Below are 26930 nucleotides of genomic sequence, written 5' to 3' on the forward strand. Positions count from 1 at the left end.
CCCCTTGTAACCGTTAACCGCTGCCTGACAAGCGTCCCGCCTTGCGCATAAGAGTGCAAGGGCCTTATGACGTTCCGGCGACGCCGCGCGGTTTTGCGGGCACAATCGGCCGTATTCGAACAAGAGCCACGGCCATGCTGATCGACGAAGAGTTCACCCTCAAAAAGCTGGAAATCTTCCTGGCGTTCATGCGCACCGGCAACCTGGCCCGCGCCGCCGCCGAGCTGCAAACCAGCAACGTCAGCGTACACCGCGCCATCCACTCCCTGGAAAACGCCCTGCGCTGCCCGCTGTTCAAGCATGAAGGCCGCAACCTCACCCCGCTGGAAAGCGCCTACGTGCTCGAAGAACGTGCGCAAAAGCTGATAGCCGACGTGGTCGACAGCGTGCGTCTGACCCGCGAAGCCGCCGGGTTCTCCGCCGAACGCTTCAAGCTCGGCTCGCTGTATTCGCTGACGGTGAAAACCGTGCCGCAACTGATCATGGGCCTGAAAATCCGCCGCAGCGAACTCAACATCGACCTGATCCTCGGCTCCAACTTCGACCTGCTGTACAAGCTCAAGAACATGGAAGTCGACGCGATCCTCATCTCCCTCGACGAACACGCCAACGATCCCGACTGTGCGCAGATTGCGCTGTTCTCCGACGACATCTTCCTCGCCACGCCCGCCGATTCGCCCTTCGACCGCGAGCAGCAAATCGACCTGGCCGACGTGCGTGACGCCACGTTCATCACCCTCACCCAGGGCTTCGCCACCCACCAGGACGGCAACCGGGTGTTCAAGCAAGCGGGGTTCGAGCCGAAGGTGGCGATGCAGGTCAATGACATCTTCACGCTGCTGAGCATGGTCAGTTCGGGGGTGGGTTATGCGCTGCTGCCGGGAAGGATTGCGGCGGTGTATGAGAACCGCGTGAAGCTGATACCGCTGCAACCCAGGTATCGGTTGCAGCAGCATATCGGGGTGGTGTTCTTGAAGGCCAAGGAGCGCGACCCGAATTTACTGGCGTTGTTGGCGGAGTGTCGGATGTATGCCAATCGCCAGGTGACAGCCTGACAGACCGCTATCGGGGGCAAGCCCGGCGCCTGCCGTTGACCGAGCCGCCTGAGCATACTCGGTCAATAGGTGGGAGCAGGCTTGCCTGCGGCCCCGTCAACCCACCAAGCCACGCATGATCAGAAACAGCAACGACGGCCCCAGCAAGCATCCCAGCGCCGTATAGAACGCCGCTGTCAGGCAGCCGTAAGGCACCAGCTTCGGATCGGTTGCCGCCAGGCCTCCCGCCACACCGCTGGATGTGCCCATCAGGCCGCCGAAGATAACGGCGCTGCGAGGGTTGTTCAGGCCAATCAATGGCGCTACAAACGGGGTCATCACCATCACCAGGATGGCCTTGATCAGCCCCGCGGCAATGGACAGCGCCATAACCTCGGAGCTGGCGCCAATCGCGGCACCGGTCACCGGGCCGACGATATAGGTCACCGCCCCGGCGCCTATGGTGGTGAGGCTTACGGCATCGGTATAACCAAATGCCATGGCCACCGACACACCGGCGATAAACGACGACCCCACGCCGATAAACAACGCCAGTACGCCAACGTACCCGGCTCGCTTGAGCTCATCCACACTCACGCCAAATGCCGTGGCCACGATGGCGAAGTCCCGCAGCATCGCCCCACCGAGCAGGCCAATGCCTGACAGCAACGGGATATCCACCACACCCTTGGCGCCGCCGGTGAAGGCGCCGCCGACGTATGACAGCAGCAACCCCAACAAAATGGCGATGGCCGAGCCGTGCAGACGGCCTTTGGTGAACGTGTTGGAAATCCAGTAGGACACCCACATGGTCAAGCCGATTACCGCGAAACCACTGATCAGGCCGTAGCCGGTGATCACTTTCATCATCGATTCGTACATAGCGATCACCCGGCATCTTTAGTGGGAACAACAGCGCTTGGCTCCTGGTTGCCGATGCGCATCAGCACCGGCACCAAGGCAAACCCGAGCACCACCGCAAACGTCCCGGCCAAGATCGCCATGGGCCCGCCACTGATGGCGCCATAGACGTTTTGCTGGGCAGCCATGGCCACCACAATCGGGATATAGATAGCCGCCCAAAAGCTCACGCCTTGTTCCGACTTAACGGTAAACAAGCCACGCTTGCTGAGGTAACTGCCCAGGCCGATCAACAGCAACATGGCGATGCCAACCCCGCCGACGTTGGCCGGGATACCCATCCATTTACCCAGCAGTTCGCCCACAAACAGCCCGACCAACGTGCAAAGCGCCAGAAACGCCACACCATAGATAATCATTGTTGTTGTCCTCAAAGTGCTCGATCGATTTTTTGTTTTTGTGCTTCGAAAGCCTTGGGTAGTGCTTTATCGGTGGCGGTGTTCCTCCTCTTCCAGCAGGGCCTGCACGGTGTCCAGGCGCGCACCTTCGCAGGCGATCACCGTGCCTTGTTCGAACACGCGGCGTGACAAACCGGTGAGTACGGCGCCGGGGGGCAGTTCGATTTGCAGGCGCACGCCGCGCTCATAGGCGCTTTGCACGGTGCCGCGCCAGTCGACCACGCGGCACATGTTGAAGGCCAGGTCGTCGCGCAACTGCGCAGGGTCGTGGATCGGCCGCGCCCGTGTGCTACTCAGGTAGGTGATACGCGGAGCCTTGAGCGTGACGAACGCTTCAGCCAGCGCCTGGGCCGGCCGCTGCAGCAGCGCGCAATGGGACGGCACGCTGACGGCCAGACGCTTGGCGATGCCGTTGCCTTTGACGCGCTGGGCCACGCGCTGCATCGCTTCATCGCTGCCGGCGATCACCGTCTGGTTATCGGCGTTGATATTGGCCAGGTACACCGGGGTTTCGGGGCTATGGATTTCGGCCAACAGGGTTTCGACAGTGGATAAGTCCGGGCCGATCAAAGCGGTCATGCCGTAGCCCTGTGGATAAGCCTGCTGCATCAATTCGCCACGCAGGCTGACCAGTCTGACCGCGTCGGCAAAGTCCAGGGCCCCGGCAATGACCGCCGCCGGGTAAGCGCCGATGGACAAGCCCGCCACATAATCCGGCGTGCGCTCCAGCAGACGCGCATGGGCCACGCCCGCGATCAACAGACACAACTGCACGGCGCGGGTACTGGCCAAGGCCCGCGCAGAATCGAGCTGGCGCACGTCTTCACCCAAGGCCGCGCTGGCTTCGTCCAGCACCGGCGCGGGCAGATGCCCGAGCATGCCGGGCCGTTGCGCGCCCTGCCCCGGAAACACCAGCAGGCTGCTCATATCAGCGCCTGCCAGGGATCAATCACCAGATGCGCACCGCTGGCGGCTTTGAGCAGCACGCGGCGTGACGAGCCCGCCCATTCGCGCAAGGCGACGGCGCCAAACGGGGTTTGCAGTTGCAGGTCCACAACGCAGGCTGCCGTGTCCAGGATCGCCAGCAAGTCCCCGGCGTCGCGTCGTTCAAGCGGCTCTGGGGTGCGCAGGATCAAATCCAGATCGCTGCTGTCATGCAGCGCTTCAATGCCCGTGGCCAATTCAAAACCCGCACTGCCGCTGACGCCCCAGTCCTTCTGCGCCAGCACCGGCCGCAATTGAGCGAGCGCGCGCAATGCCGGTACATCGCGGGGCGAGATCACCTCGCGCAGCGCTTCCGGCACCACCCGCCGTTGCACCAGCGCCAGCGGCATTTCGGCGGCGAAACGCTGCTCGCGCAAACGCCCGCGCACGCCGACCGCCACATGGCCCGGTTGCGCAATGGCGCGACGGACCACCACCGGCTGCCCGGCACCGAGCGCCGCCAGCACCCAGGCCGGCGCATCGGCAGGGACATGCGCCGGGGTCATGCCCCAGAGCAGGTCGTGAGCGTTCACCATTGCGCCCGCAGCAGTTGGCGGACATGGCTGGAGGCAGAACGATTGGTGGCGCCGAGGCGACCGCTCAAATCACGGCCATCGACATCCCTGATCGCATTGACCAGGCAATCGCTGACCCGCGCCACATCGTCCTTCGTCGGCTGTTCAATCTGGCTGACCGATAGGGTCTCCCAGAGCAAACCGAGGCTGGCATAACTGTCGATGTCATAGGCCATCGGCGGCACGCTGGCGGCCAGGGCTTCGAGTTCTTCGACGCTGCGCAGGGTTACCCGCGCCGCCGAGGCCTTGCCCATGGCGTGTACCATCACGCCGGGGTCGCGCAGGGCGATCAAGCGGTTGGCCTGGTAACCGTGGGCGAGGAACGCACCGGACATGGCCTTGCCCACCAACAACCCGATCACCGGGTGCCCGGCCAGACGGGCGCGGGCGTAGCTGTCGACGGCAGCCGCCAGGGCTTGATGAATGCCGAGGGCTTCTTCGCGACGGCCGTAGGCTTGGCTCGGCACATCGACGATGGCGATCAATGGGCGTTTGTCGCCCGTCGCGATGGCTTCATCCACGGCTTTGGCCAAACCCCACCCTTCGAGCAAGCCGACTTCGCCGTTGCGTGCGCGGGGGAAGCGGTTTTGCGCGTCGGGGACCACGGCGATAAAGCGCACCTGGTGTTCACCCAATACGCCATCGGCGACTTTCAGCGAGTTCGGCAACCCTTCCACAGGTTGGGCGCCGGCACTCAATGCGTTGAACCACTGCAAACCTCTCATGAGCGTTCTCCCTGATACAGATCGCGAACCGTCGCCGGGTCGATTTGCGGTTCGGCGTCCAGCTCAGCCAGGCGCGCCAGATAGAAGTCGGCCCGGCGGCTGCGTTGTTGGGCCGGCAAACCGAGCTGCAACAACGCGCTGACGGTCTGCTGAATCTGCGCGACATCGTCTGCCACGTAACGGTCGGCCAAGCCGCTGTTGAAGCGTTGCTCGCCGCCGGTCAGGCTCCAGATAAAGGGCCGATCGCGGGAATCGTATTCGTCCAGGCCGGCTTCCTGCTCGATCACCTGCGGACCGTTCAGGCCCAACCGCGCTTCGCGGGTCACCACCAGGTAGCTGCACAGCCCGGCGGCGATGGACATGCCGCCAAAGCAACCGACGCTGCCCGCCACCACAGCGATCACCGGCTGATACTGGCGCAGATCGACAATCGCGGCGTGAATATCGGCAATCGCCGCCAGGCCCAGGTTGGCTTCCTGCAGGCGCACGCCACCGGTTTCCAGCAGCAGCACGGCGCAGGTCGGGATGCCGTTGCGGTTGTCTTCGGCCGCCAGCTCAAGGGCGCCGGCGATTTTTGCGCCGCCGACTTCACCGAGGCTGCCGCCCTGGAAGTTGCCTTCGATCGCGGCGATCACCACCGGCTTGCCGGCGATGCGGCCTTTGCCGATCACCACACCGTCATCGGCCTGGGGCACCACGCCCTGAAGGCTGAGCCAGGGCGACATGACTCGCTGAAACGGGTCGATCAGTTCACGGTAAGAGCCCGCGTCCAACAAGGCCTTGGCCCGCTGCCGTGCGCCCAGTTCGACGAAGCTGTGTTTGCTGAGCAAGTCAGTCATGGCCGATCTCCTCGAAGCCCTGCTCCAGGCGCAGGCGCACCACGCCGGGGGTGGCGCCGAAGTCGTGGATATCAATGTTCAGTGCTGGCGGTGTCTGCTCCAGGAAGATCCGCTCGAACAGGTGCTGCCAGCGTTGTTCGGCGCCATTCACCGAGGTCTGCACCTGAATGGTCAGGATGCCGGGCGTGCCCGGTTCCAGCAGCACTTCGAGGTCGCCCGAACCGACACACCCCACCAGCGCGCGGCCTTTGGGCGGCTGCCCGGCGGGGAATTCAAAGGATAAAGTTTCCATCAAAACGCTCCGTCGAGGCGGTCGATAAACAGGCAGGCGGCCAACAGGTCGGCGGCGCCACCGGGGGAGGCATTCAGGGCCAACAGCTGTTGATCGAGTTCGTGCAGGTGGCGGCGCCCCGCGAGGGTGGCGCTGCCGCCGGCGTCGAGCACCGCTTGCGCGCCGTGTTGCATGGCGTGCAGGCCGGCGGGGCCAGCGCGGTAGAGCACGCAGGTGTCGGCCAGGTCGGTCATGATCGCGAGCAAGGCATCCAGGCGTGCGTTCTGCTCACCGGCCTGTTGCTGGCGGCTTTTGTGCAGTTGCGGCAGGCCGCGTTGCAGCACTGAAGGGAAACCCAGTTGGGCTTCTTCACGGGCACCGCGTGCGCCGTAACGTTGCGCCACCTGCGCGCCGTGGCTCATCGGTTGCGGGGCATAGCGATCGTCGAGCAGGGCCAGTTTTGCCGCGTTTAAGGTCACGGCATTCGGGGTGCAGAATTGCGGCTCCAGTGCCGCTGCGGCGGTGAGTAAGCCGAGGGCCCAGATCGCACCGCGATGGGTGTTCACGCCGTCGGTGGTGACGAGCATCGCCTGCTCACCGTCGCGACCAATGCGGCCGAGGGCTTCGCGCAGGGGCAAGCCGACTTCGCCGATGTCGAGGGCGGCTTCGGCCATTGCCAGGAACATCGGCCACAAGGACAGCGCCGAGGCGTGCATCAGGCCCAGGTGCAAGTCGCTGTGGGCGCCGTTGCCACGGCGGTCCACCAGGGCGGGTTTGGGCGACAGGTCGGCTTCGTCGATCAACGCGTCGACGGCGAGGTCCGCCAGGCGTTCGGCGAGGCTGAGTTCGTGCAGTTTGAGGGCGCGCATTTACCAGCTCCTGAACTTGGCGGGCGGGTTGTACAAACCACCGGACCACTCCACCAGATCGGCCACGCTCTTGGCGGCCAACAATTCGCGGGTGGCGTCGGTGCGGCGGATGCCGAGGTCTTCGGGCAAGGCGATCAGGCCTTCGCGACGCATGCGTGCGGTGTCCTTGGGGTTATGGCGCATGCCGATGGCGGTCACCCCGGCGACGGCGGCGATCATCGCCTGGCGCTCTTCCAGGGAACGCGCCTTGTACAGGTAGGCGATGCCTTCTTCGGTGAGCAGGTGGGTGACGTCGTCGCCGTAGATCATGATCGGCGCCAGGGGCATGCCGCTTTTACGCGCCACTTCCACCGCGTCGAGGGTGTTGACGAAGGTCGGTTTGCCGCCCTCCTGGAACGTCTCGACCATTTGCACCACGAGCTTTTTGCCGCGCTCCAAGAGTGCTTCGGGGGCATCCTCGTGACGCATATCGAGCCAGGCCGGGGTGCCATGGCGGCGACCGCGCGGGTCGTGGCCCATGTTCGGCGCACCGCCAAAACCGGCAAGGCGGCCACGGGTGACCGTGGAGGAATGCCCGTCGCCGTCCACTTGCAGGGTGGCGCCGATAAACAGGTCCACCGCGTATTGGCCGGCGAGTTGGCAGAACATCCGGTTGGAGCGCATGGAACCGTCGCGGCCGGTGAAGAACACGTCCGGGCGGGCGGCGATGTAATTCTCCATGCCCAGTTCGGTGCCGAAACAATGCACGCTTTCGACCCAGCCACTTTCGATGGCGGGAATCAGCGTGGGGTGCGGGTTGAGGGTCCAGTTGCGGCAGATCTTGCCCTTCAGGCCCAGGGATTCGCCGTAGGTGGGCAGGATCAATTCGATGGCGGCAGTGTTGAAACCGATGCCGTGGTTGAGCGACTGCACGTTGTGTTTTTCGTAGATGCCCCGGATCGCCATCATCGCCATCAGCACATGCACCGGCTTGATGTGGCGCGGGTCGCGGGTGAACAGCGGTTCGATGTAGAAAGGCTTGTCGGCCACCACCACAAAATCCACCCAACTGGCCGGGATGTCGACGCGGGGCAAGTCAGTGACGTCGTCCACCAACTGATTGACCTGCACGATGACGATGCCGTCGCTGAACGCGGCGGGCTCGATCAACGCCGGGGTGTCTTCGGTACTGGCGCCGGTGTAGATGTTACCGGCGCGGTCGGCCATGAAACCGGCCGAAAGCACCACATTGGGGATCAGATCCACCACCAGCCGGGCATAGAGTTCGATGTAGGTGTGGATCGCGCCGATTTCCAGCAGGCCGTCTTCCAGCAACTGGCTGATGCGCAGGGATTGGGTGCCGGCGAAGGAGAAGTCGAGCTTGCGTGCGATGCCCTTTTCAAACAGGTCCAGGTGCTCGGACCGGCCGACACTGGGCATGATCATGTGCAAATCGCGGAGCTTGGCCGGGTCGGCCTTGGCCAGGGAGCGCGAGAGGAAATCCGCCTGCTTCTGGTTATTGCCTTCCAGCACCACGCGGTCGCCGGGGAGGATCAGGGCTTCGAGGGCCTCGACGATTTTGTCGCTGGGCAGCACAGCCCCATCCGCATACTGCTTGACCAGCCCGAGCCGCCGCTGCTTTTCATCGCGCCGCCGCGTCCAGCGCGAGTCGGGGGTAATTATTGTTGTCATGGTCGCTCCACGGGTTTGCTGTCGTGGGCTGTACCTTAGGAGTGATTCAGGGGGGCATCAATCAAGCTGGGCGGCGGATCGTTACGGCTGGAGTAATGAATCGACAACAAACACGGGGTTAAGCCTAATGGGGAGCAACATGCCCCCCAAAGCAGCCCACGGTGCTACTCGAAGCGAGGTAAATGCGGAACCACAATCGGCTTTTGCGCACTCACCCATGCGTCGAACCCTCCAGTGATCGATGTTACGTGCAGGTAGCCCATATCAAGCAGCGATACAGCCGCGAGCGCAGCGCGACCACCCGTTTTGCAGTACAGCACGACCTTAAGGTCTCGCGAACTGAGCGCGGTATCGTTGGTCAGTTTAAATTCCAGCATGCCGCGCGACGCATGCACAGCGCCCGATATATGACCTGCGGCATACTCGTCGGCTTCACGTACATCAATCAGTACATCCGCATTCTGGATAGCCAGGTCAACGTCTTCGATGGCAACTTCTTCGATACGGGCCTTAGCCTCTACTACAAGATCGTGGGCAGTTTTAATCATGGTATTTGGGAAGCGTCCAGTTGGGAGAGTTGCCCGACGTTCAAAGCGGCGCCGCAACACCTGCGCGGCGCCCATCGGTATTAATCATGTGGTCGGCCATCTCGGAAAACATACGTTGCAGCTTCGCATTCAGGGCTGCGTCATCCACCTGCTCATTGATTGCCTGACGCATGCACAGCATCCATTCGTCGCGCTCGACAACACTGACTGCAAAAGGCGCATGTCGCATGCGCAAACGTGGATGACCACGTTCCTGTTGAAACAGTGGCGGGCCGCCAAGCCAGCCACTCAGGAACTTGAATAGACTGTCGGCGCTGCCGGCGAGACTCGGTGGGTGCATCTGACGCACTATTCGCGCCTCGGACAACACCTCCATCAGTTCGTAAAAGCGGTCGACCAGTTTATGGATACCCGCCTCTCCCCCTAACTGGAGATAAGTACTGGTGGTGTTCTTATGCGCGGTACTCAATAGTTCAGTCATATCGTCAGCACTCAATGTTGGAACTTTATCCCGCCGGCAAGCGCATGCGTCACCCAGCACTGCCATTGGCAGATGACGCCGCCGTCGCTTATCGGAACGGGCCATGACCAGGCAGTTAGCACGCGCCATGCCAAGAGCGGAAATGTGTTTTTTATTGATTGATAACAAATACTTAAATATTCGAGCACGAAGATGGCAGATGCGTTGGCAGTTACATGCTCTGCCAATCGGCGATGACGGCAGTGGTTGGCAGTCAGGGGTCGGGCTGAGCGCCTACGACTTGTGGCAGGCCGAGCATCCAGAGCAACCGGTCATTGAACGATGAAGACGAGCGCTAACCTGTGTGGGAGGGGGCTTGCCCCCGATGGCAGTGGCTCAGTTACAGATACTGAGACTGACACACCGCCATCGGGGGCAAGCCCCCTCCCACATTTGTTCGGTGGTGTCTTTTAAATAGTGGTTCCCAAAAGGGAGTGATCAGTCGCTGTTTGGGAAAGTTTCAAGATGCTGGAGAAGGGCTGACTTGCTCCAGCGCTCCGTCGACCAGCAGCTGCCCCAACGCCGCCATTTGCTGGATTCCGAGCATGATTGCGCGCTGCGAGCGACACGTTCATGCAGGGCGCAAAATATTGCTGGAAGAATCCGAAGGCCGGTCCATCACAACGCCATCACTACCTTGACCGCTCCAAGACCTTCGAGGGCATAGCTGTTGTACTCATACACGCCCCCCTGAATATCCAATCGAAGCACGCCCTCATGCTCACTCACTTGCACATCGGGTTCTTTGGTTTTCAGAAATGGATGAGCCGACACCAACCCTGTGAGTATTTCCTGATCACTCCCCAGGTCCTTATGAACGTAGTACCTGTAGGAAAAGCCCACCGTCGCACCACCCTGCCCATTCCGCGCGCCGTAGATGGAGGTGCCGTTGCCCAAGGAATGTTTCAACACCACCTCATCCAGATCCGGTGTCCCGGGCGACATGACCCAACTGCCCGCGATATAAATCAGGCAGACCACTAACAGACAGTTACGCAGGATCGGTATGAAGCCTTCAGTGGCCTTGAGAAATCGCATACTCAATACCTCTCCTTATCCAATATTGATCTCGCGGGTCATCACCAAAAGGATCACCTCCCCACCATGATCCAAAATCCGGATGGGTGGTTTTTGCGATGGTCTGAGCAACACCAGCGGCGCGCAGCAACACGTGCTCAGGAATGCCCAACACCGTACCAGTTGCACCGGTACGGCCATGTGCCGGTCCTTGTTGGCAGTGAGGGGCGCTGAAATTAGCATCCCACTCAGGCCAGAAAACCTGCCCAATCCAAGTAAAGAACTTGCCTACATAAACAACATCCCATTCCGACAGAGGCTTGCCCCCGATGGCAGTGGCTCAGTTACAGATACTGAGACTTCACACCGCTATCGGGGGCAAGCCCCCTCCCACATTGGGATCATTGCAAGGCGTATGTTCAGGCCAGCCCAGCCTCGACCAGCAGCGCTTCGAGCCCCATCAAATCCGGCACCTTCGCCACATGTTCCCCCACTTGCACCGCCGCCAGCTCCAACGCGCACAGCGGCACATCCACATAGCTCAACTGGCTATCGAGCTTGTACGAGCGTGGAATCCCCTGGATCACCATCGCAATGAACTTCAATGACGGCCGCCCGCCCAGGGCGTTCAGCACGACGATGCGCGAGCGCTCGCCGGTCATGCTGGCTTCGCCGCAGGCCGCTTCGAAGCTGATCAGCGGCAATTGCCGGTCCCGCCAGGTCACTTGCCGCAGATACCAGGGCGGTGCATCGCTGGCCGGTTCGCCGCGCTGGAAGTCGATCAGTTCAGCGATGGCAACGTTGGGCAGCACCAGGTGGCGGTCGGCCAGGGGCAGGAGCAGGCCGGTGAGTTGGCTGGTGCGGTGGTCAAGCATGGGACTGGCTCCAATAAGCGATGCTTTCCAGCAGCACCGACTCCTGATACGGCTTGCCGAGGTAGTCGTTGACGCCGATGGCCATGGCGCGGTCGCGGTGTTTCTGGCCGGTGCGAGAGGTGATCATGATGATCGGCAGGCGCATCAGCCGTGGGTCGTTGCGCACCTGGATGGCCACTTCGAAACCGTCCATGCGCGGCATTTCGATGTCCAGCAGCATCAGGTCCGGGGTGTGTTCTTCCAGCACGGCCATGGCATCGATGCCGTCCTTGGCGGTGAGCACGTTCATGCCGTTGCGTTCCAGCAGGCGGCTGGTGACTTTGCGCACGGTGACCGAGTCGTCCACCACCAGCACCAGCAGCGGGCGCTTTTTCAGCGGGACGTTGAGCAGCAGTGGGACGTCCACCACCTGCGCCGGCAACGCCGGTTGCCGGGCGCGGATGTGGGCGAGCAGATCGATGATCAAGACCACCCGGCCGTCACCGAGAATGGTCGCCCCAGAGAGCCCCTTCACCCCGGCAAACTGCGGCCCCAAGCCCTTGACCACGATCTCCCGGGTGCCCGCCATGCTGTCCACCTGCACCGCCACGTGCCGTTCGTTGTACTGCACCAGCAGCACCGGCAACGGTTGGTACAGGCCCAGCAGTTTCGGGCGGGCGACGGTGTGCAGCAGGTCGCCGAGGTAAAACAGCTCATACCGCTGGCCGGCGTATTCATACCGCGGCGGGTCGAGTTGATAGTGCCCTTCCAGCTCATGGGGCAGCACGCGCACCAGCCCTTCGATGGTATTGAGCGGGATCGCGTATTGATCGTCCGCGCACTGCACCATCAGCGCGCGGTTGACCGAGACGGTGAACGGCAAGCGAATACGAAAATGCACGCCCGCCCCCGGCGTCGAATCGATCGACATCGAGCCGCCGAGCTGGCGCACTTCTTCATGCACCACGTCCATGCCCACGCCGCGCCCGGAAATCTGGGTGATCTTTTCCGCCGTGGAGAACCCCGGCTGCAGGATGAACTGCAACACGTCACGGTCGCTGATCTCTTGATCAGGGGCGAGCAAGCCGCGCTTGATTGCCTTGCGCCGCACCGCATCGAGGGGCACGCCGGCGCCGTCGTCGTGCAGATCGAAGACGATATCGCCGCCTTCGTGGGTCAGGTCCAGGGTGATACGGCCCTTCTCAGGCTTGCCGGCCAGCAGCCGCGCCTCGCGGGATTCCAGGCCGTGATCGACGGCGTTGCGCAGCATATGTTCCAGCGGCGCGACCATGCGTTCCAGCACGTTGCGGTCCATCTCGCCCTCGGCGTTGCCGACCACGAATTCCACGTCCTTACCCAATTCCTGCGCGACCTGGCGCACGATGCGCTTGAGGCGCGGCAGCATGCGTTCAAAGGGCACCATGCGCGTGCGCATCAGGCCTTCCTGCAAGTCGGTGTTGATGCGCGCCTGCTGCTGCAACAGGTCGTGCGCATCCTGGTTGCGGCGCTCAAGGGTTTCCTTGAGGTCGAGCACGTCGGAGGCGGACTCGAACAGCGCGCGGGACAACTGCTGCAACTGTGAATGGCGGTCCATTTCCAGCGGGTCGAATTCTTCGTAGTCCAGGCGCTCGGCTTCGGCCTGCTGACGGCTGAAGAGGCGGCCCTGGGTTTCGGTGTCGAGCCGGCGCAGTTGGTCGCGCATGCGCTCGAGGGTGGTTTCCATCTCATTGAGGGCAACCTGCGCGTCGTTGACCTGCTGTTCGATCCGGCCACGGAAGATCGAGGTTTCGCCGGCCAGGTTAACCAGATCGTCCAGCAGGTCGGCGGAGATTTTCACCATGTCGGCCGTCGGGTCGCCGGCTGTTTCGGCCTTGCCCGTCACTAATGCCACCGGCACCACCTGCACCACCGGCTCTTTGCTCGGGTGGACCAGGCTTTTGATGCGCTCGATGAGTTTGTCCACCGAGCCCACCGGCAAGCCCGCCGCCACCGCGTCGATCATCTGCGCCAGGCGGTCGTGACAGCCTTGCAGCAAGGCGAACAACTCGGGGGACGCCACGAGCAAACCGGAGGACAAACCTTCGTAGAGAAACTCCAGCTCATGGGCCAGATCGCCGATCGGGCCGATCTCGACCATGCGCGCACCGCCCTTGAGGGTGTGCAGGTCGCGCAACAGGGTTTCGACTTCCTGGCGGTTGTTGGGCTCAGCCTGCCAGCGCAGCAACGCCGCCCCCGAGCTGTCGAGAATGTCGGCGGCTTCTTCGAGGAAGATATCCAGCAATTCCGGGTCGATGCCCAAGCTCTGCGCAGCAGCGGCCGGCGCTGCGGGCGGCCCGCTGTGGCGCAATGCCCGGACGCTGGCAATCAACGCGCTGGAGTCGCTCAGTGGCTGATGCTGTTGCAGTTGGTCCAACTGCAACGCCAAGTGCTCATGACTGGCCATCAGCACCTGGGACAGTTCATTGGAATAGCTGTAGCGGCGGTCCGCCAGGCCTTCGTAAAGGCCTTCCAGTTCGTAGGCCAGGTCGCCAACGGGCCCGATCTCGGCCATGCGCGCGCCGCCCTTGAGGGTGTGCATGTCGCGCTGCAACGAGGTTAACGGCGCCACGCCCTCGGGTTCCAGCAGCCAGCGTTTGAGCGACTGCCCGGCGCTGTCGAGGATATCCACGGCTTCTTCGAGGAAGATCTCGACGATCTCATCATCCACCGCCGCGTGCCGATCCAGCCGGGCCGTCGCGGCGCCCAATTCGGAGATGCTCAGCGCACGGCTGCCGTCGCTTTTGATCAGGCCGGTGGCGGACGGGTCGAGGGCGCCATCCAGCAGCTCGCGCAAGGCTTGCATGCGCGCCGGGGCCGGGCTGATTTCCTGGCCGGCAGCCAGTTGGTCGAGCATGTTGATCAGCGCTTCGTGGGCCTGTTCGGCCTCCTCGAAAAACCGCTCGCTGACCGCCAGGCTGCTTTCTTCCACGGCGCCGTACAGATCAAGCAAGGCTTCGCAGAGTTCGTCGATGGCGTGCAGGTCGGCAAGGTGCGCGCCCTGCCCCAAGGTGGTCAATTCATCCAGCAGCGCGGTCAGTTCCTGGCGTTCGCCGGGGTGTTGTTGCCAGCGGCGCAGCAGGCTTTCGGCGTCGAGCAGAATGTCCATGCCCTGGGCCAGGAAGTTGGTGATCAGGTGCGGATCACGCTTGATCCGCAGGCCGGTGCTCGGCGCGTCGAGCTGGGCTTGAAACTGATGATCGAGCAGGCTTTGAGTGCGGTCGATCAGGTCGGCGGCACCTTTGATCGGCACCAGCGGGTCGCCGTTCAACTGGCGCAAGCCACGTTGGAACAGACCCTCGGCCTCCAGCAGCAGTTCTACTTCATCTAGGTCCAGCGGCAGGCGGTGGGCCTTGTACTCGCGGGTCAGGTGATCGAGCGGGCGCGCCAGTTCGGCGATCGGCAGCACGCCGGCCATATAGGCGCTGCCTTTGAGGGTGTGCAAGGCGCGTTGCAGCTCATCGCTGACTTGCAGCGGCACATGCTCGGCGGCTTGGCGCAGGAAGTGGTTGAGGCTGTCGAGGTGGCTCTGGGCTTCGTTGCGGAAGATCTCCAGCAGCATCGGGTCATGCGGTTCGGCAGCCGGCACGGCGGTGCCGCTGGCCAAGGCGTGGGCGCGCGCGGCCAGGGCGTCGACCGCGTCCCGTTGGCGCTGGGCGCCGGCGGCGAAGTCGGCGATCAATTCCGGCAGCAGGGCCACCGCGTCATCCAGCACCCGTTGCACCTCGGGGCCGGCGGCCACGCTGCACTCCAACACGCGATTGAGCAGGTTCTCCACGGCCCAGGCCAGTTCCGCCAGCACCAGGGCGCGCACCATGCGGCCACTGCCTTTGAGGGTGTGGAAGGCACGGCGCATTTCGCCGAGGGCGGTTTTATCGACGCCGCTCGGCAGATGGTGGTGCAGTACCTCGAGGACCTCGGCGGTTTCTTCGAGGAACACTTCACGCAGTTCGTCGTCGATCGGCTCTTCACCGGCTGGCGGCGGCAGCAAGCTGCCGGGGCGTTGCAGGGCGGGCGGATTCAAGCGCGAAGCAGGATTGGCCAGCGCGTCGAACTGGGATTGGCTCGGCGCGCTCTCGGTCGACAACGCGCCGTCCGGCGCCACCAGCGCCTGGCGCCAGGGCTTTTCGGCAGGCAGGTAACCCAGCGCGGCCAGGCCCTCGGTGGCCAACTCCAGCACCCGTTCGCCAGCAGCGTCGGGGTCTTGGAGCATGCGCTCCAGGTAGTACTCCAGGCCGCTGATCACGTCGGCGAAATGCGCCAACTGCTCTTCGGACGGCACTGCGTCGTTGATCATCAGTTGTTCATCGACGTAATCGGTGCAACCGCGCATCAGGCTCGCTGCGCGTGGCAGTGGAATCATCGCCAGGGCGCCGCGCACCTGGCTCAACAGTTCCGGCAGGGATTCCAGGCGCTGGCGCTCCCACTGGGCGTCGATGCAGTCGATCACCAGCTCTTTGGCTTGCTTGAGACACTGGCAGGACTCGCGGATCACCAACTGATGAATCTGCGTCAGGTCGGTGGTGGGCAGGCGGCTTTCTTCACGGCCTTGCGGCTCGACCGTACCGACCATCCCGGCCAACGTCGCTTCGACGTAGAGCAAGGCGCCGGCGACATCCATCAGCACCGCATCGTTGGGTTCACGCTGGCCCTGGGCCAGGCTCAACACCACGGCAAGCTGGTCGATGATGACTTTGCGCGGCTGCCCAAAGCCCAGCACCGCGAGGGTGTCGGCGATTTGCCGCAGCGGCGCCAGCAGTGCATCGAGGTCGCTGGTGTGTTGACGGTCGCTGCGCACGAACAGGTCGAGGCGTTCCTTGACCCGCACCAGCTCTTCACACAACGCGCCGAGCACCGAGCCCATCGCATTGCGGTCCGGCCCGGCCAGGCGCGCACGTTCGGCATCGACCACGGCACTGTCGGGCAAGGCTTCATCGAGGCCGTAGCGTTCTTTCAGGCTTTGCATGCGCGGCGTTGGCCGGGTGACTTTGGCGACATAGAACAGCAGGCTCTTGAGCAGTTGATCCGGCGCCGGCTGGTTGATGCCGCCAATGCCCTGGGCGAGCAGGCGTTTGAGTTGCTTGTCACTGGCCTTGAGCAGGCTGCGCAGCGCCGGACTGTTGGCGATCACGCCGGTCAGCATGCCCTCGACCAGCGCCGAGGTGACTTGCCACAGCGGCAACAGCGGCGCGCCCTGGCACAGCGCTTCGAGGCGGGCGAACACCCGCGCCATGTCTTCCAGGTTGCTCGGGCCGTGATCTTCGCGCAGCAACCCGGCCAGGGCTTGTTGCAGCAGCAGATGCCACTGGCGCAACTGATCGCTCAGGTCGGACGGCGCGCGTTGCGCCAGCGTCTCCTCGGGCAACGGCGCAATCGACAGCAATTGCGGGCTGAACAAGCTGGTTTCCGACAACAGGCTTTCGCCGCGCGCACTGCGCAGGTCGTTGAGCAGTGGCAACACCACCAGCGGCAAGTCGCGGCGGGCACTGTGGATGCGGTCCAGGTACAGCGGCAATTGCCCGAGGGCCTGTTGCAGCAGACGGATGCTTTCATCGCGCTGGCTGACGCGCCCGGCCTGCAGGGCCAGGGCCAGGGCTTCGATTTCTTCGGCGAGCAGCGCGGCGCCGTAGAACTCGACCATTTGCAACGCGCCATGCGCCTGGTGAATGCACGCCAGGCAGTCGCCGAGGGTCTCGTTGTCAGTGGTTTCGACAAACGCGTCCAGCGCCGAACGGGCCTGTTTCAGGGTTTCGGCAATGTCGCCCTTGACCCATTCAAGGGCCACGTAGTCGTGCCGATCAACCATAACTGCTCCGCTTTGAATTCATGAGTTGCTGGTATCCAATGTGGGAGGGGCGGTGCGACGATTCGACTTGCTCCCGATGGCAGTGGCTCAGTCAATGAATCAGGTGACTGATACACCGTCATCGGGAGCAAGTCGAATCGTCGCACCGCCCCTCCCACATTTGGATTACATTTCAATCATCAGCCTGCTTGGGCGCCGGCAAGGTGAACCCCGACACCGAGCGGCGCAACTGGCTGGCCATTTTTGCCAGGTTGCCGATGCTCTCGGCGGTGGCGGTCGAGCCCGACGACGTCTGGGTGGTGATTTGCTGGATCACGTTCATGGTCAGCGAGATCTGCCCCGCCGACGACGTCTGTTGCTGCGCCGCGTTGGAAATACTCTGGATCAGCGCCGCCAGGGTTTTCGACACGCCTTCGATCTCTTCCAGCGCCACCCCGGCGTCCTGGGCCAGCCGCGCACCCCGCACCACTTCGGTGGTGGTCTGTTCCATGGAGATGACCGCTTCGTTGGTGTCGGCCTGGATCGCCCGCACCAGGGTTTCAATCTGCCGCGTGGCCGCCGACGAGCGCTCGGCCAGGCGTTGCACTTCATCGGCCACCACCGCAAAGCCGCGTCCGGCATCCCCGGCCATGCTCGCCTGGATCGCGGCGTTGAGCGCGAGGATGTTGGTTTGGTCGGCGATGTCATCGATCAGGCTGACGATGTCACCGATCTCCTGGGACGACTCGCCCAGGCGCTTGATGCGCTTGGCGGTGTCCTGGATCTGTTCGCGAATGTTGTCCATGCCGTGGATGGTGTTGTGCACCACTTCATTGCCCTTGTTGGCGATTTCCACCGAGCGCTCGGCCACCGCTGAGGACTCAGCGGCGTTCGCCGACACCTGGTCGATGGACTGGGCCATCTGTTCGATCGCGGTGGAGGCCTCGGCGATCTGCTGGGCCTGGTGTTCCGAGGCCTGCGCCAGGTGCATGGCGGTGGCCTGGGTGTCCTGCACCGCGCCGGCAACCTGACCGGCGGTGAGGTTGATGGTGGCGACGAGGTCGCGCAGTTGGTCCACGGAATAGTTGATGGAGTCGGCGATGGTGCCGGTGAAGTCTTCGGTCACCGAGGCGGTGACGGTGAGGTCGCCGTCGGCGAGGTCCTCGATTTCATCCAGCAGGCGCATGATCGCGTTCTGGTTGCGCTCGTTCTTCTCGGCGGTTTCCCGCAGCTGCTGGTTGGTGGCGCGGACCATCACCAGGCCGATCAGGATGATCGAGGCCAGCGCCAGCAAGCCCAGCACATAGCCGCCGATCGTGTCGAAACTGCGCCCGCTGGCCAGGTTTTCAAAGCCGGTGGCCAGGTGCGAGGCTTCATCGAGCAGGGTTTGCGAGAGGTTGAAAATATTGTTCGCTGACGCCCGGACCTGGAACAGTTGCGGCGAGGTTTCGAGGATCTCGTCCACAGAGCCTGAGACAAACTCGAACAGCTCGGCGATTTCCGCCAGGCGCGCCCGCGCATCGTGGTCCTCGACCTGGGTGATGCGCAGCCCGGGGTTGCCCTGGAGCATGCCGGTGAGCACCTGGCCGAAGCGGTTGGCATCGCGACCAAAGGCATCGGCGGCCTGCACGGCGGTTTCGTCACCGGCCAGTACGGTGTTGACCGCCCCCAGGATACGCTCGGCCAGAAGCGACTGACGCTGGGCCAGGGCCACCTGGCTGGCCGGGGCGCCGCGTTGCAGCAGGATATCTACGACCTTTTCCGATTCCATTTGCAGTTGCGGCACGGTTTCGGCCAGGGTCGCGGCGACTTGATGCAACGACAGCACGGTCTGTTCGCTGGCGAGGATCGCGTCGGTATTTTTCAGCAGCGCTTCCCAATCGGTCTGCACCGCCCGCATCTCTGCACGCACCGCACTGGGCGCGGCGGGCAGGCCGGTGTCCGGGTCGCCCTTTTTCAGGTAACCCCAGCGCTGGGCAAAGTCATTGCGCGCCTCCGCCAGCAATTTGAACGCGGCGGCCTTGCCGGCGGCCGCTTCGGTGGCGTTCTTGGCGATACGCTGGGACAGCACCCGCAACTCACCGGCGTGGCCGATGTACTGCTTGTCGTAGGTGGACTGGGTGTTGAGGTACGCGAAGTTGGCGAACAGCAACATGATGAATACGATCAGCGCAATAAACAGCACGATGATCTGCGAGCGGCTGCGCGAGACCGCCTGGGGTTTGGGCGTAGTAGCAGTGGTCATGCGGCAACATCCATGAAGCCAGGGGCCTGGGCCAGAGCGAAGGGGCTGAAGACCTGCCAGCGCTGATCAGCGTCGAACTGGCCGCGGATAAAGGACGCGCAGGGGGTGGTGCTGGGCAACAACGCGTCTTGTGCGAAATGCTGCATACCCACCACCTCGTCCACCAGCAGCCCGATAAATATGTCTTGGTAGTCCACGACCAATACCCGCCGTTGCTTACCTGTCTTGGACAGCGCATGGCCGAGGAAACCGCCGAGATCCATCACCGGCAGCAGGCGCCCACGCAGGTTAGCGACTCCTCTGATCCAGGTCTTGACCCCGGGCATTAAAGTGCAGCGCGGCTCATGCAGCACTTCGGCGACTTCGCCCATGGGCGCGACAAACCACTGTTCGCCCACACGAAAGCCGATCCCGCTCCAGCCTTGCAGGCGGGTTTCCTGGGATGGCAGGTCGGCGGCCAGCAGGCGACAGCGGCGGTCGATGTCCAGCAGCAGCTCGAAGGCGGTCTGTGACTCGGTCATGATGGCGTGCCGTCAGCCGGCCAACACCTTGTTCAGGGTGGCGATCAGGGTTTCTTCGTCCACAGGCTTTGTCAGGTAATCCCTGGCGCCCTGGCGCTCGCCCCAGATCTTGTCGGTTTCCTGATCTTTGGTGGTAATGATGATGATCGGTATCGAGTTGATGCTCGGATCGTTGTGCTTGCTCAACTGGCGCGTGGCCTGGAAGCCGTTGAGGCCCGGCATGACGATATCCATCAACACCGCATCGGGCTTCTCCTGGGACGCAAGTGCTACGCCGTCGGCGCCATTTTCGGCCTTGAGGACCTGATGGCCGTGCTTTTCCAGCATGCCGCTCAGTTTGTACATTTCGGTCGGCGAATCGTCGACGATCAGAACACGTGCCATGGTTTTCCCCACTACATTGGTAGACGCACGCCCTTGTGAGGTTGCGTCAGTGTGCTTGTTCTACTGCGGCGAAACCCGGCACGTAGGCCTTGATCGCACCCAGCAGTTCTTCCTTGCTGAAAGGCTTGGTCAAAAACTGATCGACCCCGACGATGCGCCCCTTGGCCTTGTCGAACAGGCCGTCCTTGGAGGACAGCATGATCACCGGGATCGACTTGAACGCCGGGTTGTTCTTCACCAGGGCGCAAGTCTGATAGCCATCCAGGCGCGGCATCATGATGTCGACAAAGATAATGTGCGGGTGATGATCCACAATCCGGGCCAGGGCATCGAAACCATCGATGGCCGTGATGACATCGCACCCCACGTTCTTCAACAGGGTCTCGGCGGTGCGGCGGATCGTTTTCGAATCGTCGATCACCATCACTCTCAAGGCGTTGGAATGCTGTTCCATATCTGCTCTACCATCGCCACAGCGAATCGGTTTTCGGTGTGTACTGCCTGATGCCGCCCAGAATGAGCGCCAGAAGCCTTGGAATTCAGGGGCTGCTGCACCGTGGCAGTCTTTTTAGCACAGTCTCGTGGAGCAATCTATCGAGCGACCCGCTAGGTGGTTTTTCCTTGACCCACAACAGCCGCAGCGCCACTCTGACGCCACTTTTATGCGCCCTAATTTGCTAGAGGAAATCCCCCATGAGCGTTCGCGTCGGCATTGTCATGGACCCTATCGCCAGCATTTCCTATAAAAAGGACAGCTCGCTGGCCATGCTCCTGGCCGCCCAGGCCCGCGGCTGGAGCCTGTTCTATATGGAACAGCGCGACCTTTACCAGGGCGACGGCCAGGCGCGTGCGCGGATGCGTCCGCTTGAGGTGTTTGCCAACCCTGAAAAGTGGTTCGAGCTGCAAGACGAAATCGACAGCCCCCTGAGCGACCTGGACGTGATCCTGATGCGCAAGGACCCGCCGTTCGACATGGAATTCGTCTACTCCACCTACCTGCTCGAGCAGGCCGAGCGCGCTGGCGTGCTGATCGTCAACAAGCCGCAGAGCCTGCGCGACTGCAATGAAAAGCTGTTCGCCACGCTCTTCCCGCACTGCACGCCACCGACCGTGGTCAGCCGCCGCGCCGATGTGCTGCGTGAGTTCGCCGCCAAACACGGCGATGTGATCCTCAAGCCGCTGGACGGCATGGGCGGCACCTCGATCTTCCGCCACCGCGCCGGCGACCCGAACCTGTCGGTGATCCTGGAAACCCTGACCGCCCTGGGCACCCAGCAGATCATGGGCCAGGCTTATCTGCCGGCGATCAAGGACGGCGACAAGCGCATCCTGATGATCGACGGCGAACCAGTGGATTATTGCCTGGCGCGCATCCCGGCAGCCGGCGAGACCCGTGGCAACCTGGCGGCCGGCGGTCGTGGCGAAGCCCGGCCTTTGTCGGACAAGGACCGCTGGATTGCCTCCCAAGTTGGCCCGACGCTGCGGGAAAAAGGTTTGCTGTTTGTAGGCCTCGACGTAATTGGTGAACACCTCACCGAAATCAACGTCACCAGCCCGACCTGTATTCGCGAGATCGACAATGCATTTGGCACGAACATCGGCGAAATGCTGATGGCCGCGATTGAACGCAAGCTACAAGCCAAGTGACATAGAACAGCCGGACAGCCACCAACATTGCGTTATCATGCGCCACCTGTGAAACGCGCGATGTTGGTTTTCTTGTCATGACGCTCCCGTCCGATCTGCCCTTCGAACCCTCCCCCAGCGGCGTGCGCCCGGCTGATCGGCTCGGATTTACCCTGTTTCTCGCGGCGTTGATTCACCTGGTGCTGATTCTCGGCGTGGGTTTCACCATGGTCGAACCCAAGCAAATCACCAAGACCCTGGAAATCACCATCGCCACGTTCAAGAGCGAAAAGAAGCCCGAGAAGGCCGATTTTCTCGCTCAGGACAATCAGCAGGGCAGCGGCACGCTGGACAAGAAAGCCGTGCCCAAGACCACTGAAGTGGCGCCGTTCCAGGACAACAAGGTCAATAAAGTCACCCCGCCGCCGGCCGCCAAGCCCGAAGTCAAGCAGACCGCGCCCAAGCCCGTGGTGACCACCGTCGCGCCGAAACCGCAAAAAGCCCCGACCCAGCGCGAAAAATCCAAGACCGAACCGCAACCCGAGCCCGTCAAGCCGGCGCCGACCTTCGACAGTTCGCAGCTCTCCGACCAGATTTCCAGCCTTGAAGCCGAACTGGCCAATGAGCAACAGCTCTACGCCAAGCGCCCGCGCATCTACCGCCTGAACGCCGCGTCCACCATGCGTGACAAAGGCGCCTGGTATAAGGACGAGTGGCGCAAGAAGGTCGAACGCATCGGCAACCTCAACTACCCGGACGAGGCCCGCCGCCAACAGATTTACGGCAATTTGCGCCTGTTGGTGTCGATCAACCGCGACGGCACGTTATATGAAGTGCAGGTGCTGGAATCGTCCGGCCAGCCGTTGCTGGACCAGGCCGCCCAGCGCATCGTGCGCCTGGCCGCGCCCTTCGCCCCGTTTACCGGCGACTTGAATGACGTGGACCGCCTGGAAATCATCCGCACCTGGCGGTTTGCCAAGGGCGATCGCCTGTCCAGCAATTGATAACCCCAATCAACACCAATCACTGTAGGAGCGAGCTTGCTCGCGAAAAACCTCAACGATAACGAAGCGCTCCAGGCAGAACCGCGTCGCTTTCAAGTTTTTCGCGAGCAAGCTCGCTCCTACAGAAAAGCCGACGGCGCTGTATTCGGATCACTCCCAGCTTGTCAGTTCGCCCCTCCAACGCCACACTAGCGGACATGAAAAATGTCAGCCCGACCTACCTCAAGCACCAATTCCTGATCGCCATGCCCCATATGGCCGACCCGAACTTTGCGCAGACCTTGACCTACATCGTCGAGCACACGGCCAATGGTGCCATGGGGTTGGTGGTGAACCGCCCGCAGGAGCTGAACCTGGCCGATATCCTTGAGCAACTGCGCCCGGAGATCGACCCGCCGGCCCGCTGTCAGGGCGTGCCGATCTATACCGGCGGGCCGGTGCAGACCGATCGCGGTTTTGTACTGCACCCAACCGGGCCGAAGTTCCAGGCCACGGTGGACCTCGACGGCGTGTCGCTGTCCACGTCCCAGGATGTGTTGTTCGCCATCGCCGACGGCGTCGGCCCCGAGCAGAGCGTGATCGCCCTCGGCTACGCCGGTTGGGAAGCCGGGCAGTTGGAGGCCGAACTGGCCAGTAACGCCTGGCTGACCTGCCCCTACGATGCCGACATTCTGTTCAACACCGCCTGCGAACTGCGCCTGGACGCGGCGGCGGCCAAGCTACGGGTCAACCTCAGCCTACTGACCAGCCAGGCGGGGCACGCCTGATGGCCTTGCGTCTGATCCTCGGTTTTGACTACGGCACCAAACAGATCGGCGTGGCAGTCGGCCAGGTCATCACCGGCCAGGCCCGCGAGCTGTGTACCCTCAAAGCCCAGAACGGCATACCGGACTGGAATCAGGTCGAAGCCCTGATCAAGGAGTGGAAGCCCGACGCGGTGGTGGTCGGCCTGCCCTTGAACATGGACGGCACCCCCAGCGAGATGTGCCTGCGCGCCGAGAAGTTCGCGCGCCGCCTCAATGGCCGCTACAACCTGCCCTTTTATACCCACGATGAGCGCCTGACGACCTTCGAGGCCAAGGGTGAGCGCCGCGACCGTGGCGGGCAGAAAGGCAGCTACCGCGACAACCCGGTAGACGCCATCGCCGCCGCCTTGCTGTTGCAGGGTTGGCTGGATGAAAACACCGCGTTATTTGAATCCTGACTGACGCGGCTTGCCGCGTCTTTTTACGTTTGAGCCCGGACCTTGCAGGCAACCCCTGTCGCGCAAGGCCTTGAAGGAGCGACCATGAGCCTGCCAAACCCCGCCGAACTGATCAGCCAGATGGCGATTCGCCTCAAGGCCCACCTGAAACACCGTGCCATCAGCGAGCCGCGCTTCATCGGCATTCGCACCGGCGGCGTGTGGGTGGCCCAGGCGCTGCTGCAGGAGTTGGGCAGCGATTCGCCGTTGGGTACGCTGGATGTGTCTTTCTACCGCGACGACTTCAGCCAGAACGGCCTGCACCCGCAAGTACGCCCGTCGGCCCTGCCGTTCGAGATCGAAGGCCAGCACCTGGTGCTGATCGACGACGTACTGATGAGCGGCCGCACCATCCGCGCCGCACTGAACGAGTTGTTCGACTATGGCCGCCCCGCCAGTGTGACCCTGGTCTGCCTGCTGGACCTGGACGCCGGCGAACTGCCGATCAGCCCGGATGTGGTCGGCGCCACCGTGTCGCTTTCAGCCCAGCAGCGGGTAAAATTGTCCGGTCCCACGCCGCTCGTACTCGAACTGCAAGACCTTGCCCTTTAAACCGCCTTGTAAAGAGTCCCCGCGATGACGCCTCTAGATGCCAAGCGCCCGCTGCAGCTCAATGCTCAGGGCCAACTGCAACACTTCTTGTCCCTCGACGGCTTGCCCCGTGAACTGCTCACCGAAATCCTCGACACCGCCGACTCGTTCCTCGAAGTCGGTGGCCGCGCGGTTAAGAAAGTCCCGCTGCTGCGCGGCAAAACCATCTGCAACGTGTTCTTCGAGAACTCCACGCGCACCCGCACCACCTTCGAACTGGCGGCCCAGCGCCTGTCGGCTGACGTGATCACGCTGAACGTGTCCACCTCGTCGGCGAGCAAGGGCGAGACCCTGCTCGACACCCTGCGCAACCTCGAAGCCATGGCGGCGGACATGTTCGTGGTCCGCCACGGCGACTCCGGCGCCGCGCACTTCATCGCCGAGCACGTGTGCCCGCAGGTAGCGATCATCAACGGCGGCGACGGCCGTCACGCCCACCCGACCCAGGGCATGCTCGACATGCTCACCATCCGTCGGCACAAGGGCAGCTTTGAAAACCTCTCGGTGGCCATCGTCGGCGATATCCTGCACTCGCGGGTCGCGCGCTCGAACATGCTGGCCCTGAAAACCCTGGGCTGCCCGGATATCCGCGTGATCGCGCCAAAAACCCTGCTGCCCGTCGGCATCGAGCAGTACGGCGTGAAGGTCTACACCGACATGACCGAAGGCCTCAAGGATGTGGACGTGGTCATCATGCTGCGCCTGCAACGCGAACGCATGTCCGGTGGCCTGCTGCCGAGCGAAGGCGAGTTCTACCGCCTGTTCGGCCTGACCACCACGCGCCTGGCCGGGGCCAAGCCGGAGGCCATCGTGATGCACCCGGGGCCGATCAACCGAGGGGTGGAGATTGAGTCGGCAGTGGCCGACGGCAACCAGTCGGTGATTCTCAACCAGGTGACCTACGGCATCGCCGTGCGCATGGCGGTGCTGTCCATGGCCATGAGCGGGCAAACCGCGCAACGTCAATTCGAGCAGGAGAAGGCCCAGTGAAGCTCAGCATTCTCGGCGCCCGCGTCATCGATCCGGCCAGTGGCCTGGATCAAGTCACCGATCTTCATCTGGAAGCCGGCAAGATCATCGCCATCGGCGCCGCGCCCAGCGCTTTCAACGCCAGTGAAACCATCGACGCCAAGGGCCTGGTGGCCGCGCCTGGCCTGGTCGATCTGAACGTCGCCCTGCGCGAGCCGGGTTACAGCCGCAAAGGCAACATCAACAGCGAAACCCGCGCCGCCGCCGCCGGTGGCGTCACCAGCCTGTGCTGCCCACCGCACACCAAGCCGGTGCTGGACACCTCGGCGGTGACCGAGCTGATCCTCGACCGCGCCCGCGAAGCCGGCAATTGCAAAGTGTTCCCGATCGGCGCCCTGAGCAAAGGCCTGGAAGGCGAACAACTGGCCGAACTGATCGCGCTGCGCGATGCCGGTTGCGTGGCCTTCGGCAACGGCCTGGAGAGCTTCCGCAGCACCCGCACGCTGTGCCGTGCCCTGGAGTACGCGGCCACCTTCGACCTGACGGTGATCTTCCACTCCCAGGACCACGACCTGGCCGAAGGCGGCCTGGCCCATGAAGGCGCCGTGGCCAGCTTCCTCGGCCTGCCGGGCATTCCGGAGACCGCTGAAACCGTGGCCCTCGCCCGCGACCTGCTGCTGGTGGAACAAAGCGGCGTGCGTGCGCACTTCAGCCAACTGACCAGCGCCCGCGGTGTGGCCCTGATCGCCCAGGCCCAGGCCCGAGGTTTGCCGGTGACGGCAGACGTGGCGTTGTATCAGTTGATCCTGACGGACGAGGCACTGATCGACTTCTCCAGCCTGTATCACGTACAACCTCCGCTGCGTACCCGTGCCGACCGCGACGGCTTGCGTGCAGCGGTGAAGTCCGGCGTGGTGTCGGCGATTTCCAGCCATCATCAACCCCACGAGCGCGATGCCAAACTGGCACCGTTTGGTGCGACCGAGCCGGGTATCAGCAGCGTCGAGCTGTTGCTGCCGCTGGCGATGACGCTGGTGGAGGATGGCTTGTTGGACCTGCCAACGCTGCTGGCACGCCTGAGCGCCGGCCCTGCCGAAGCCTTGCGCCTACCGGCGGGCAAGTTGACTGTGGGCGCCGCCGCGGATCTGGTGCTGTTCGATCCAGCCAGCTCGACGATTGCCGGTGAGCACTGGCTGTCCAAGGGCGAGAACTGCCCTTTCATCGGGCATAGCCTGCCGGCGAGCGTGCGCTACACGCTGGTAGACGGACGCATCAGCTACCGGGCCTGATACAAGTCGGG

Annotated in this window: 27 protein-coding genes and 1 pseudogene; 9 read left to right on the top strand and 19 right to left on the bottom strand. The window is 63.1% G+C overall.

Annotated elements, in window-relative coordinates; genetic code table 11:
• Nucleotides 1-134 precede the first annotated feature (134 nt).
• The gene (locus ACS5Q8_RS27310; RefSeq protein ID WP_426099983.1) at nucleotides 135-1055 is read left to right on the top strand and encodes a LysR family transcriptional regulator; all 921 of its coding nucleotides are present in this window, start codon (nucleotides 135-137) and stop codon (nucleotides 1053-1055) included.
• Nucleotides 1056-1151: 96 nt separating this feature from the next.
• Here ACS5Q8_RS27310 and madM read toward each other — a convergent pair whose 3' ends face one another.
• The 11 genes from madM to ACS5Q8_RS27365 all read right to left on the bottom strand — a co-directional run bounded on the left by madM (nucleotide 1152) and on the right by ACS5Q8_RS27365 (nucleotide 9316).
• Nucleotides 1152-1916, bottom strand: coding sequence for a malonate transporter subunit MadM (gene madM, locus ACS5Q8_RS27315; protein ID WP_276195274.1), 765 nt, complete (start codon nucleotides 1914-1916; stop codon nucleotides 1152-1154).
• Between the two features lie 5 nt (nucleotides 1917-1921).
• A complete protein-coding gene (gene madL / locus ACS5Q8_RS27320; RefSeq protein WP_276195275.1) occupies nucleotides 1922-2314 on the bottom strand; it encodes a malonate transporter subunit MadL in 393 nt (130 codons plus the stop codon).
• Between the two features lie 66 nt (nucleotides 2315-2380).
• Nucleotides 2381-3280, bottom strand: coding sequence for a malonate decarboxylase subunit epsilon (mdcH, locus tag ACS5Q8_RS27325; protein ID WP_465159647.1), 900 nt, complete (start codon nucleotides 3278-3280; stop codon nucleotides 2381-2383).
• A complete protein-coding gene (locus ACS5Q8_RS27330; protein WP_443696208.1) occupies nucleotides 3277-3873 on the bottom strand; it encodes a malonate decarboxylase holo-ACP synthase in 597 nt (198 codons plus the stop codon). The genes mdcH and ACS5Q8_RS27330 overlap by 4 nt, the downstream gene beginning before the upstream one ends.
• Complete coding sequence (gene mdcE, locus ACS5Q8_RS27335) at nucleotides 3867-4637, bottom strand: biotin-independent malonate decarboxylase subunit gamma (protein ID WP_276195278.1); 771 nt, start codon at nucleotides 4635-4637, stop codon at nucleotides 3867-3869. The genes ACS5Q8_RS27330 and mdcE overlap by 7 nt, the downstream gene beginning before the upstream one ends.
• The gene (locus ACS5Q8_RS27340) at nucleotides 4634-5476 is read right to left on the bottom strand and encodes a biotin-independent malonate decarboxylase subunit beta (protein ID WP_276195279.1); all 843 of its coding nucleotides are present in this window, start codon (nucleotides 5474-5476) and stop codon (nucleotides 4634-4636) included. Before ACS5Q8_RS27340 ends, mdcE begins: the two co-directional genes overlap by 4 nt.
• Nucleotides 5469-5768, bottom strand: a complete 300-nt coding sequence (locus ACS5Q8_RS27345; RefSeq protein ID WP_276195280.1) for a malonate decarboxylase subunit delta — start codon at nucleotides 5766-5768, stop codon at nucleotides 5469-5471. The genes ACS5Q8_RS27340 and ACS5Q8_RS27345 overlap by 8 nt, the downstream gene beginning before the upstream one ends.
• Nucleotides 5768-6616, bottom strand: a complete 849-nt coding sequence (locus tag ACS5Q8_RS27350; protein WP_465159648.1) for a triphosphoribosyl-dephospho-CoA synthase — start codon at nucleotides 6614-6616, stop codon at nucleotides 5768-5770. The genes ACS5Q8_RS27345 and ACS5Q8_RS27350 overlap by 1 nt, the downstream gene beginning before the upstream one ends.
• The gene (gene mdcA / locus ACS5Q8_RS27355; RefSeq protein WP_465159649.1) at nucleotides 6617-8287 is read right to left on the bottom strand and encodes a malonate decarboxylase subunit alpha; all 1671 of its coding nucleotides are present in this window, start codon (nucleotides 8285-8287) and stop codon (nucleotides 6617-6619) included. It abuts the gene before it with no gap.
• 164 nt (nucleotides 8288-8451) lie between these two features.
• Nucleotides 8452-8832 (bottom strand): rhodanese-like domain-containing protein, encoded by a 381-nt coding sequence (locus ACS5Q8_RS27360; RefSeq protein WP_465160375.1) that lies wholly within the window; start codon nucleotides 8830-8832, stop codon nucleotides 8452-8454.
• A 43-nt stretch (nucleotides 8833-8875) separates the two neighbouring features.
• Complete coding sequence (locus ACS5Q8_RS27365) at nucleotides 8876-9316, bottom strand: group II truncated hemoglobin (RefSeq protein WP_247403023.1); 441 nt, start codon at nucleotides 9314-9316, stop codon at nucleotides 8876-8878.
• 103 nt (nucleotides 9317-9419) lie between these two features.
• Between ACS5Q8_RS27365 and ACS5Q8_RS27370 the strand changes: the two genes are divergently transcribed.
• Nucleotides 9420-9641, top strand: a complete 222-nt coding sequence (locus ACS5Q8_RS27370) for a hypothetical protein (protein WP_247403026.1) — start codon at nucleotides 9420-9422, stop codon at nucleotides 9639-9641.
• A 174-nt stretch (nucleotides 9642-9815) separates the two neighbouring features.
• Here the strand turns inward: ACS5Q8_RS27370 and ACS5Q8_RS27375 are convergent.
• From ACS5Q8_RS27375 to pilG, 8 genes and pseudogenes are all read right to left on the bottom strand, one after another.
• Nucleotides 9816-9917, bottom strand: a pseudogene (locus tag ACS5Q8_RS27375) (DUF6124 family protein); the annotation flags it as partial.
• Between the two features lie 56 nt (nucleotides 9918-9973).
• Nucleotides 9974-10393: a hypothetical protein gene (locus ACS5Q8_RS27380; protein ID WP_465159650.1), complete on the bottom strand. Its 420-nt coding sequence runs from the start codon at nucleotides 10391-10393 to the stop codon at nucleotides 9974-9976.
• Nucleotides 10394-10791: 398 nt separating this feature from the next.
• Nucleotides 10792-11247: a chemotaxis protein CheW gene (locus ACS5Q8_RS27385; protein WP_276195284.1), complete on the bottom strand. Its 456-nt coding sequence runs from the start codon at nucleotides 11245-11247 to the stop codon at nucleotides 10792-10794.
• On the bottom strand, nucleotides 11240-17068 hold the full coding sequence (locus tag ACS5Q8_RS27390) for an Hpt domain-containing protein (protein ID WP_443695924.1): 5829 nt from the start codon (nucleotides 17066-17068) through the stop codon (nucleotides 11240-11242). Before ACS5Q8_RS27390 ends, ACS5Q8_RS27385 begins: the two co-directional genes overlap by 8 nt.
• Before the next feature lie 172 nt (nucleotides 17069-17240).
• Complete coding sequence (locus tag ACS5Q8_RS27395; RefSeq protein WP_276195286.1) at nucleotides 17241-19292, bottom strand: methyl-accepting chemotaxis protein; 2052 nt, start codon at nucleotides 19290-19292, stop codon at nucleotides 17241-17243.
• Nucleotides 19289-19813, bottom strand: coding sequence for a chemotaxis protein CheW (locus tag ACS5Q8_RS27400; protein WP_276195287.1), 525 nt, complete (start codon nucleotides 19811-19813; stop codon nucleotides 19289-19291). The genes ACS5Q8_RS27395 and ACS5Q8_RS27400 overlap by 4 nt, the downstream gene beginning before the upstream one ends.
• Before the next feature lie 12 nt (nucleotides 19814-19825).
• A complete protein-coding gene (gene pilH / locus ACS5Q8_RS27405; protein WP_276195288.1) occupies nucleotides 19826-20197 on the bottom strand; it encodes a twitching motility response regulator PilH in 372 nt (123 codons plus the stop codon).
• 46 nt (nucleotides 20198-20243) lie between these two features.
• Nucleotides 20244-20651 carry a twitching motility response regulator PilG gene (gene pilG / locus ACS5Q8_RS27410; protein WP_010564379.1) on the bottom strand — a complete coding sequence of 136 codons (408 nt, stop codon included), beginning with the start codon at nucleotides 20649-20651 and terminating at the stop codon, nucleotides 20244-20246.
• A gap of 239 nt (nucleotides 20652-20890) precedes the next feature.
• On the opposite strand from pilG, the gene gshB reads away from it, so the two are divergent.
• From gshB to ACS5Q8_RS27445, 7 genes are all read left to right on the top strand, one after another.
• Nucleotides 20891-21844 (top strand): glutathione synthase, encoded by a 954-nt coding sequence (gshB, locus tag ACS5Q8_RS27415; RefSeq protein ID WP_253399915.1) that lies wholly within the window; start codon nucleotides 20891-20893, stop codon nucleotides 21842-21844.
• A gap of 77 nt (nucleotides 21845-21921) precedes the next feature.
• Nucleotides 21922-22827 (top strand): energy transducer TonB, encoded by a 906-nt coding sequence (locus ACS5Q8_RS27420; RefSeq protein WP_465159651.1) that lies wholly within the window; start codon nucleotides 21922-21924, stop codon nucleotides 22825-22827.
• 197 nt (nucleotides 22828-23024) lie between these two features.
• Nucleotides 23025-23594 (top strand): YqgE/AlgH family protein, encoded by a 570-nt coding sequence (locus ACS5Q8_RS27425; protein ID WP_276195289.1) that lies wholly within the window; start codon nucleotides 23025-23027, stop codon nucleotides 23592-23594.
• Nucleotides 23594-24031 (top strand): Holliday junction resolvase RuvX, encoded by a 438-nt coding sequence (gene ruvX, locus ACS5Q8_RS27430; protein WP_426099976.1) that lies wholly within the window; start codon nucleotides 23594-23596, stop codon nucleotides 24029-24031. Before ACS5Q8_RS27425 ends, ruvX begins: the two co-directional genes overlap by 1 nt.
• Before the next feature lie 84 nt (nucleotides 24032-24115).
• Nucleotides 24116-24622, top strand: a complete 507-nt coding sequence (pyrR, locus tag ACS5Q8_RS27435) for a bifunctional pyr operon transcriptional regulator/uracil phosphoribosyltransferase PyrR (protein WP_276195291.1) — start codon at nucleotides 24116-24118, stop codon at nucleotides 24620-24622.
• A gap of 24 nt (nucleotides 24623-24646) precedes the next feature.
• Complete coding sequence (locus tag ACS5Q8_RS27440) at nucleotides 24647-25651, top strand: aspartate carbamoyltransferase catalytic subunit (protein ID WP_276195292.1); 1005 nt, start codon at nucleotides 24647-24649, stop codon at nucleotides 25649-25651.
• Complete coding sequence (locus tag ACS5Q8_RS27445) at nucleotides 25648-26919, top strand: dihydroorotase (protein WP_276195293.1); 1272 nt, start codon at nucleotides 25648-25650, stop codon at nucleotides 26917-26919. Before ACS5Q8_RS27440 ends, ACS5Q8_RS27445 begins: the two co-directional genes overlap by 4 nt.
• The last annotated feature ends 11 nt before the right edge of the window (nucleotides 26920-26930 follow it).

It is taken from the genome of Pseudomonas sp. PAMC25584, assembly GCF_058135675.1.

Excerpts from the sequence above, each read along its gene's own strand:
- ACS5Q8_RS27380 (WP_465159650.1), bottom strand. The coding sequence starts at position 10,393 with ATGCGATTTCTCAAGGCCACTGAAGGCTTCATACCGATCCTGCGTAAC.
- mdcA (WP_465159649.1), bottom strand. The coding sequence starts at position 8,287 with ATGACAACAATAATTACCCCCGACTCGCGCTGGACGCGGCGGCGCGAT.
- pilH (WP_276195288.1), bottom strand. The coding sequence starts at position 20,197 with ATGGCACGTGTTCTGATCGTCGACGATTCGCCGACCGAAATGTACAAA.
- madL (WP_276195275.1), bottom strand. The coding sequence starts at position 2,314 with ATGATTATCTATGGTGTGGCGTTTCTGGCGCTTTGCACGTTGGTCGGG.
- madM (WP_276195274.1), bottom strand. The coding sequence starts at position 1,916 with ATGTACGAATCGATGATGAAAGTGATCACCGGCTACGGCCTGATCAGT.
- ACS5Q8_RS27330 (WP_443696208.1), bottom strand. The coding sequence starts at position 3,873 with ATGGTGAACGCTCACGACCTGCTCTGGGGCATGACCCCGGCGCATGTC.
- ACS5Q8_RS27425 (WP_276195289.1), top strand. The coding sequence starts at position 23,025 with ATGAAAAATGTCAGCCCGACCTACCTCAAGCACCAATTCCTGATCGCC.
- mdcE (WP_276195278.1), bottom strand. The coding sequence starts at position 4,637 with ATGAGAGGTTTGCAGTGGTTCAACGCATTGAGTGCCGGCGCCCAACCT.
- ACS5Q8_RS27440 (WP_276195292.1), top strand. The coding sequence starts at position 24,647 with ATGACGCCTCTAGATGCCAAGCGCCCGCTGCAGCTCAATGCTCAGGGC.
- ACS5Q8_RS27390 (WP_443695924.1), bottom strand. The coding sequence starts at position 17,068 with ATGGTTGATCGGCACGACTACGTGGCCCTTGAATGGGTCAAGGGCGAC.
- ACS5Q8_RS27365 (WP_247403023.1), bottom strand. The coding sequence starts at position 9,316 with ATGACTGAACTATTGAGTACCGCGCATAAGAACACCACCAGTACTTAT.
- pyrR (WP_276195291.1), top strand. The coding sequence starts at position 24,116 with ATGAGCCTGCCAAACCCCGCCGAACTGATCAGCCAGATGGCGATTCGC.
- ACS5Q8_RS27350 (WP_465159648.1), bottom strand. The coding sequence starts at position 6,616 with ATGCGCGCCCTCAAACTGCACGAACTCAGCCTCGCCGAACGCCTGGCG.
- ACS5Q8_RS27400 (WP_276195287.1), bottom strand. The coding sequence starts at position 19,813 with ATGACCGAGTCACAGACCGCCTTCGAGCTGCTGCTGGACATCGACCGC.
- ACS5Q8_RS27420 (WP_465159651.1), top strand. The coding sequence starts at position 21,922 with ATGACGCTCCCGTCCGATCTGCCCTTCGAACCCTCCCCCAGCGGCGTG.
- mdcH (WP_465159647.1), bottom strand. The coding sequence starts at position 3,280 with ATGAGCAGCCTGCTGGTGTTTCCGGGGCAGGGCGCGCAACGGCCCGGC.
- ACS5Q8_RS27340 (WP_276195279.1), bottom strand. The coding sequence starts at position 5,476 with ATGACTGACTTGCTCAGCAAACACAGCTTCGTCGAACTGGGCGCACGG.
- pilG (WP_010564379.1), bottom strand. The coding sequence starts at position 20,651 with ATGGAACAGCATTCCAACGCCTTGAGAGTGATGGTGATCGACGATTCG.
- gshB (WP_253399915.1), top strand. The coding sequence starts at position 20,891 with ATGAGCGTTCGCGTCGGCATTGTCATGGACCCTATCGCCAGCATTTCC.
- ACS5Q8_RS27310 (WP_426099983.1), top strand. The coding sequence starts at position 135 with ATGCTGATCGACGAAGAGTTCACCCTCAAAAAGCTGGAAATCTTCCTG.
- ACS5Q8_RS27370 (WP_247403026.1), top strand. The coding sequence starts at position 9,420 with ATGACCAGGCAGTTAGCACGCGCCATGCCAAGAGCGGAAATGTGTTTT.
- ACS5Q8_RS27385 (WP_276195284.1), bottom strand. The coding sequence starts at position 11,247 with ATGCTTGACCACCGCACCAGCCAACTCACCGGCCTGCTCCTGCCCCTG.
- ACS5Q8_RS27345 (WP_276195280.1), bottom strand. The coding sequence starts at position 5,768 with ATGGAAACTTTATCCTTTGAATTCCCCGCCGGGCAGCCGCCCAAAGGC.
- ACS5Q8_RS27395 (WP_276195286.1), bottom strand. The coding sequence starts at position 19,292 with ATGACCACTGCTACTACGCCCAAACCCCAGGCGGTCTCGCGCAGCCGC.
- ruvX (WP_426099976.1), top strand. The coding sequence starts at position 23,594 with ATGGCCTTGCGTCTGATCCTCGGTTTTGACTACGGCACCAAACAGATC.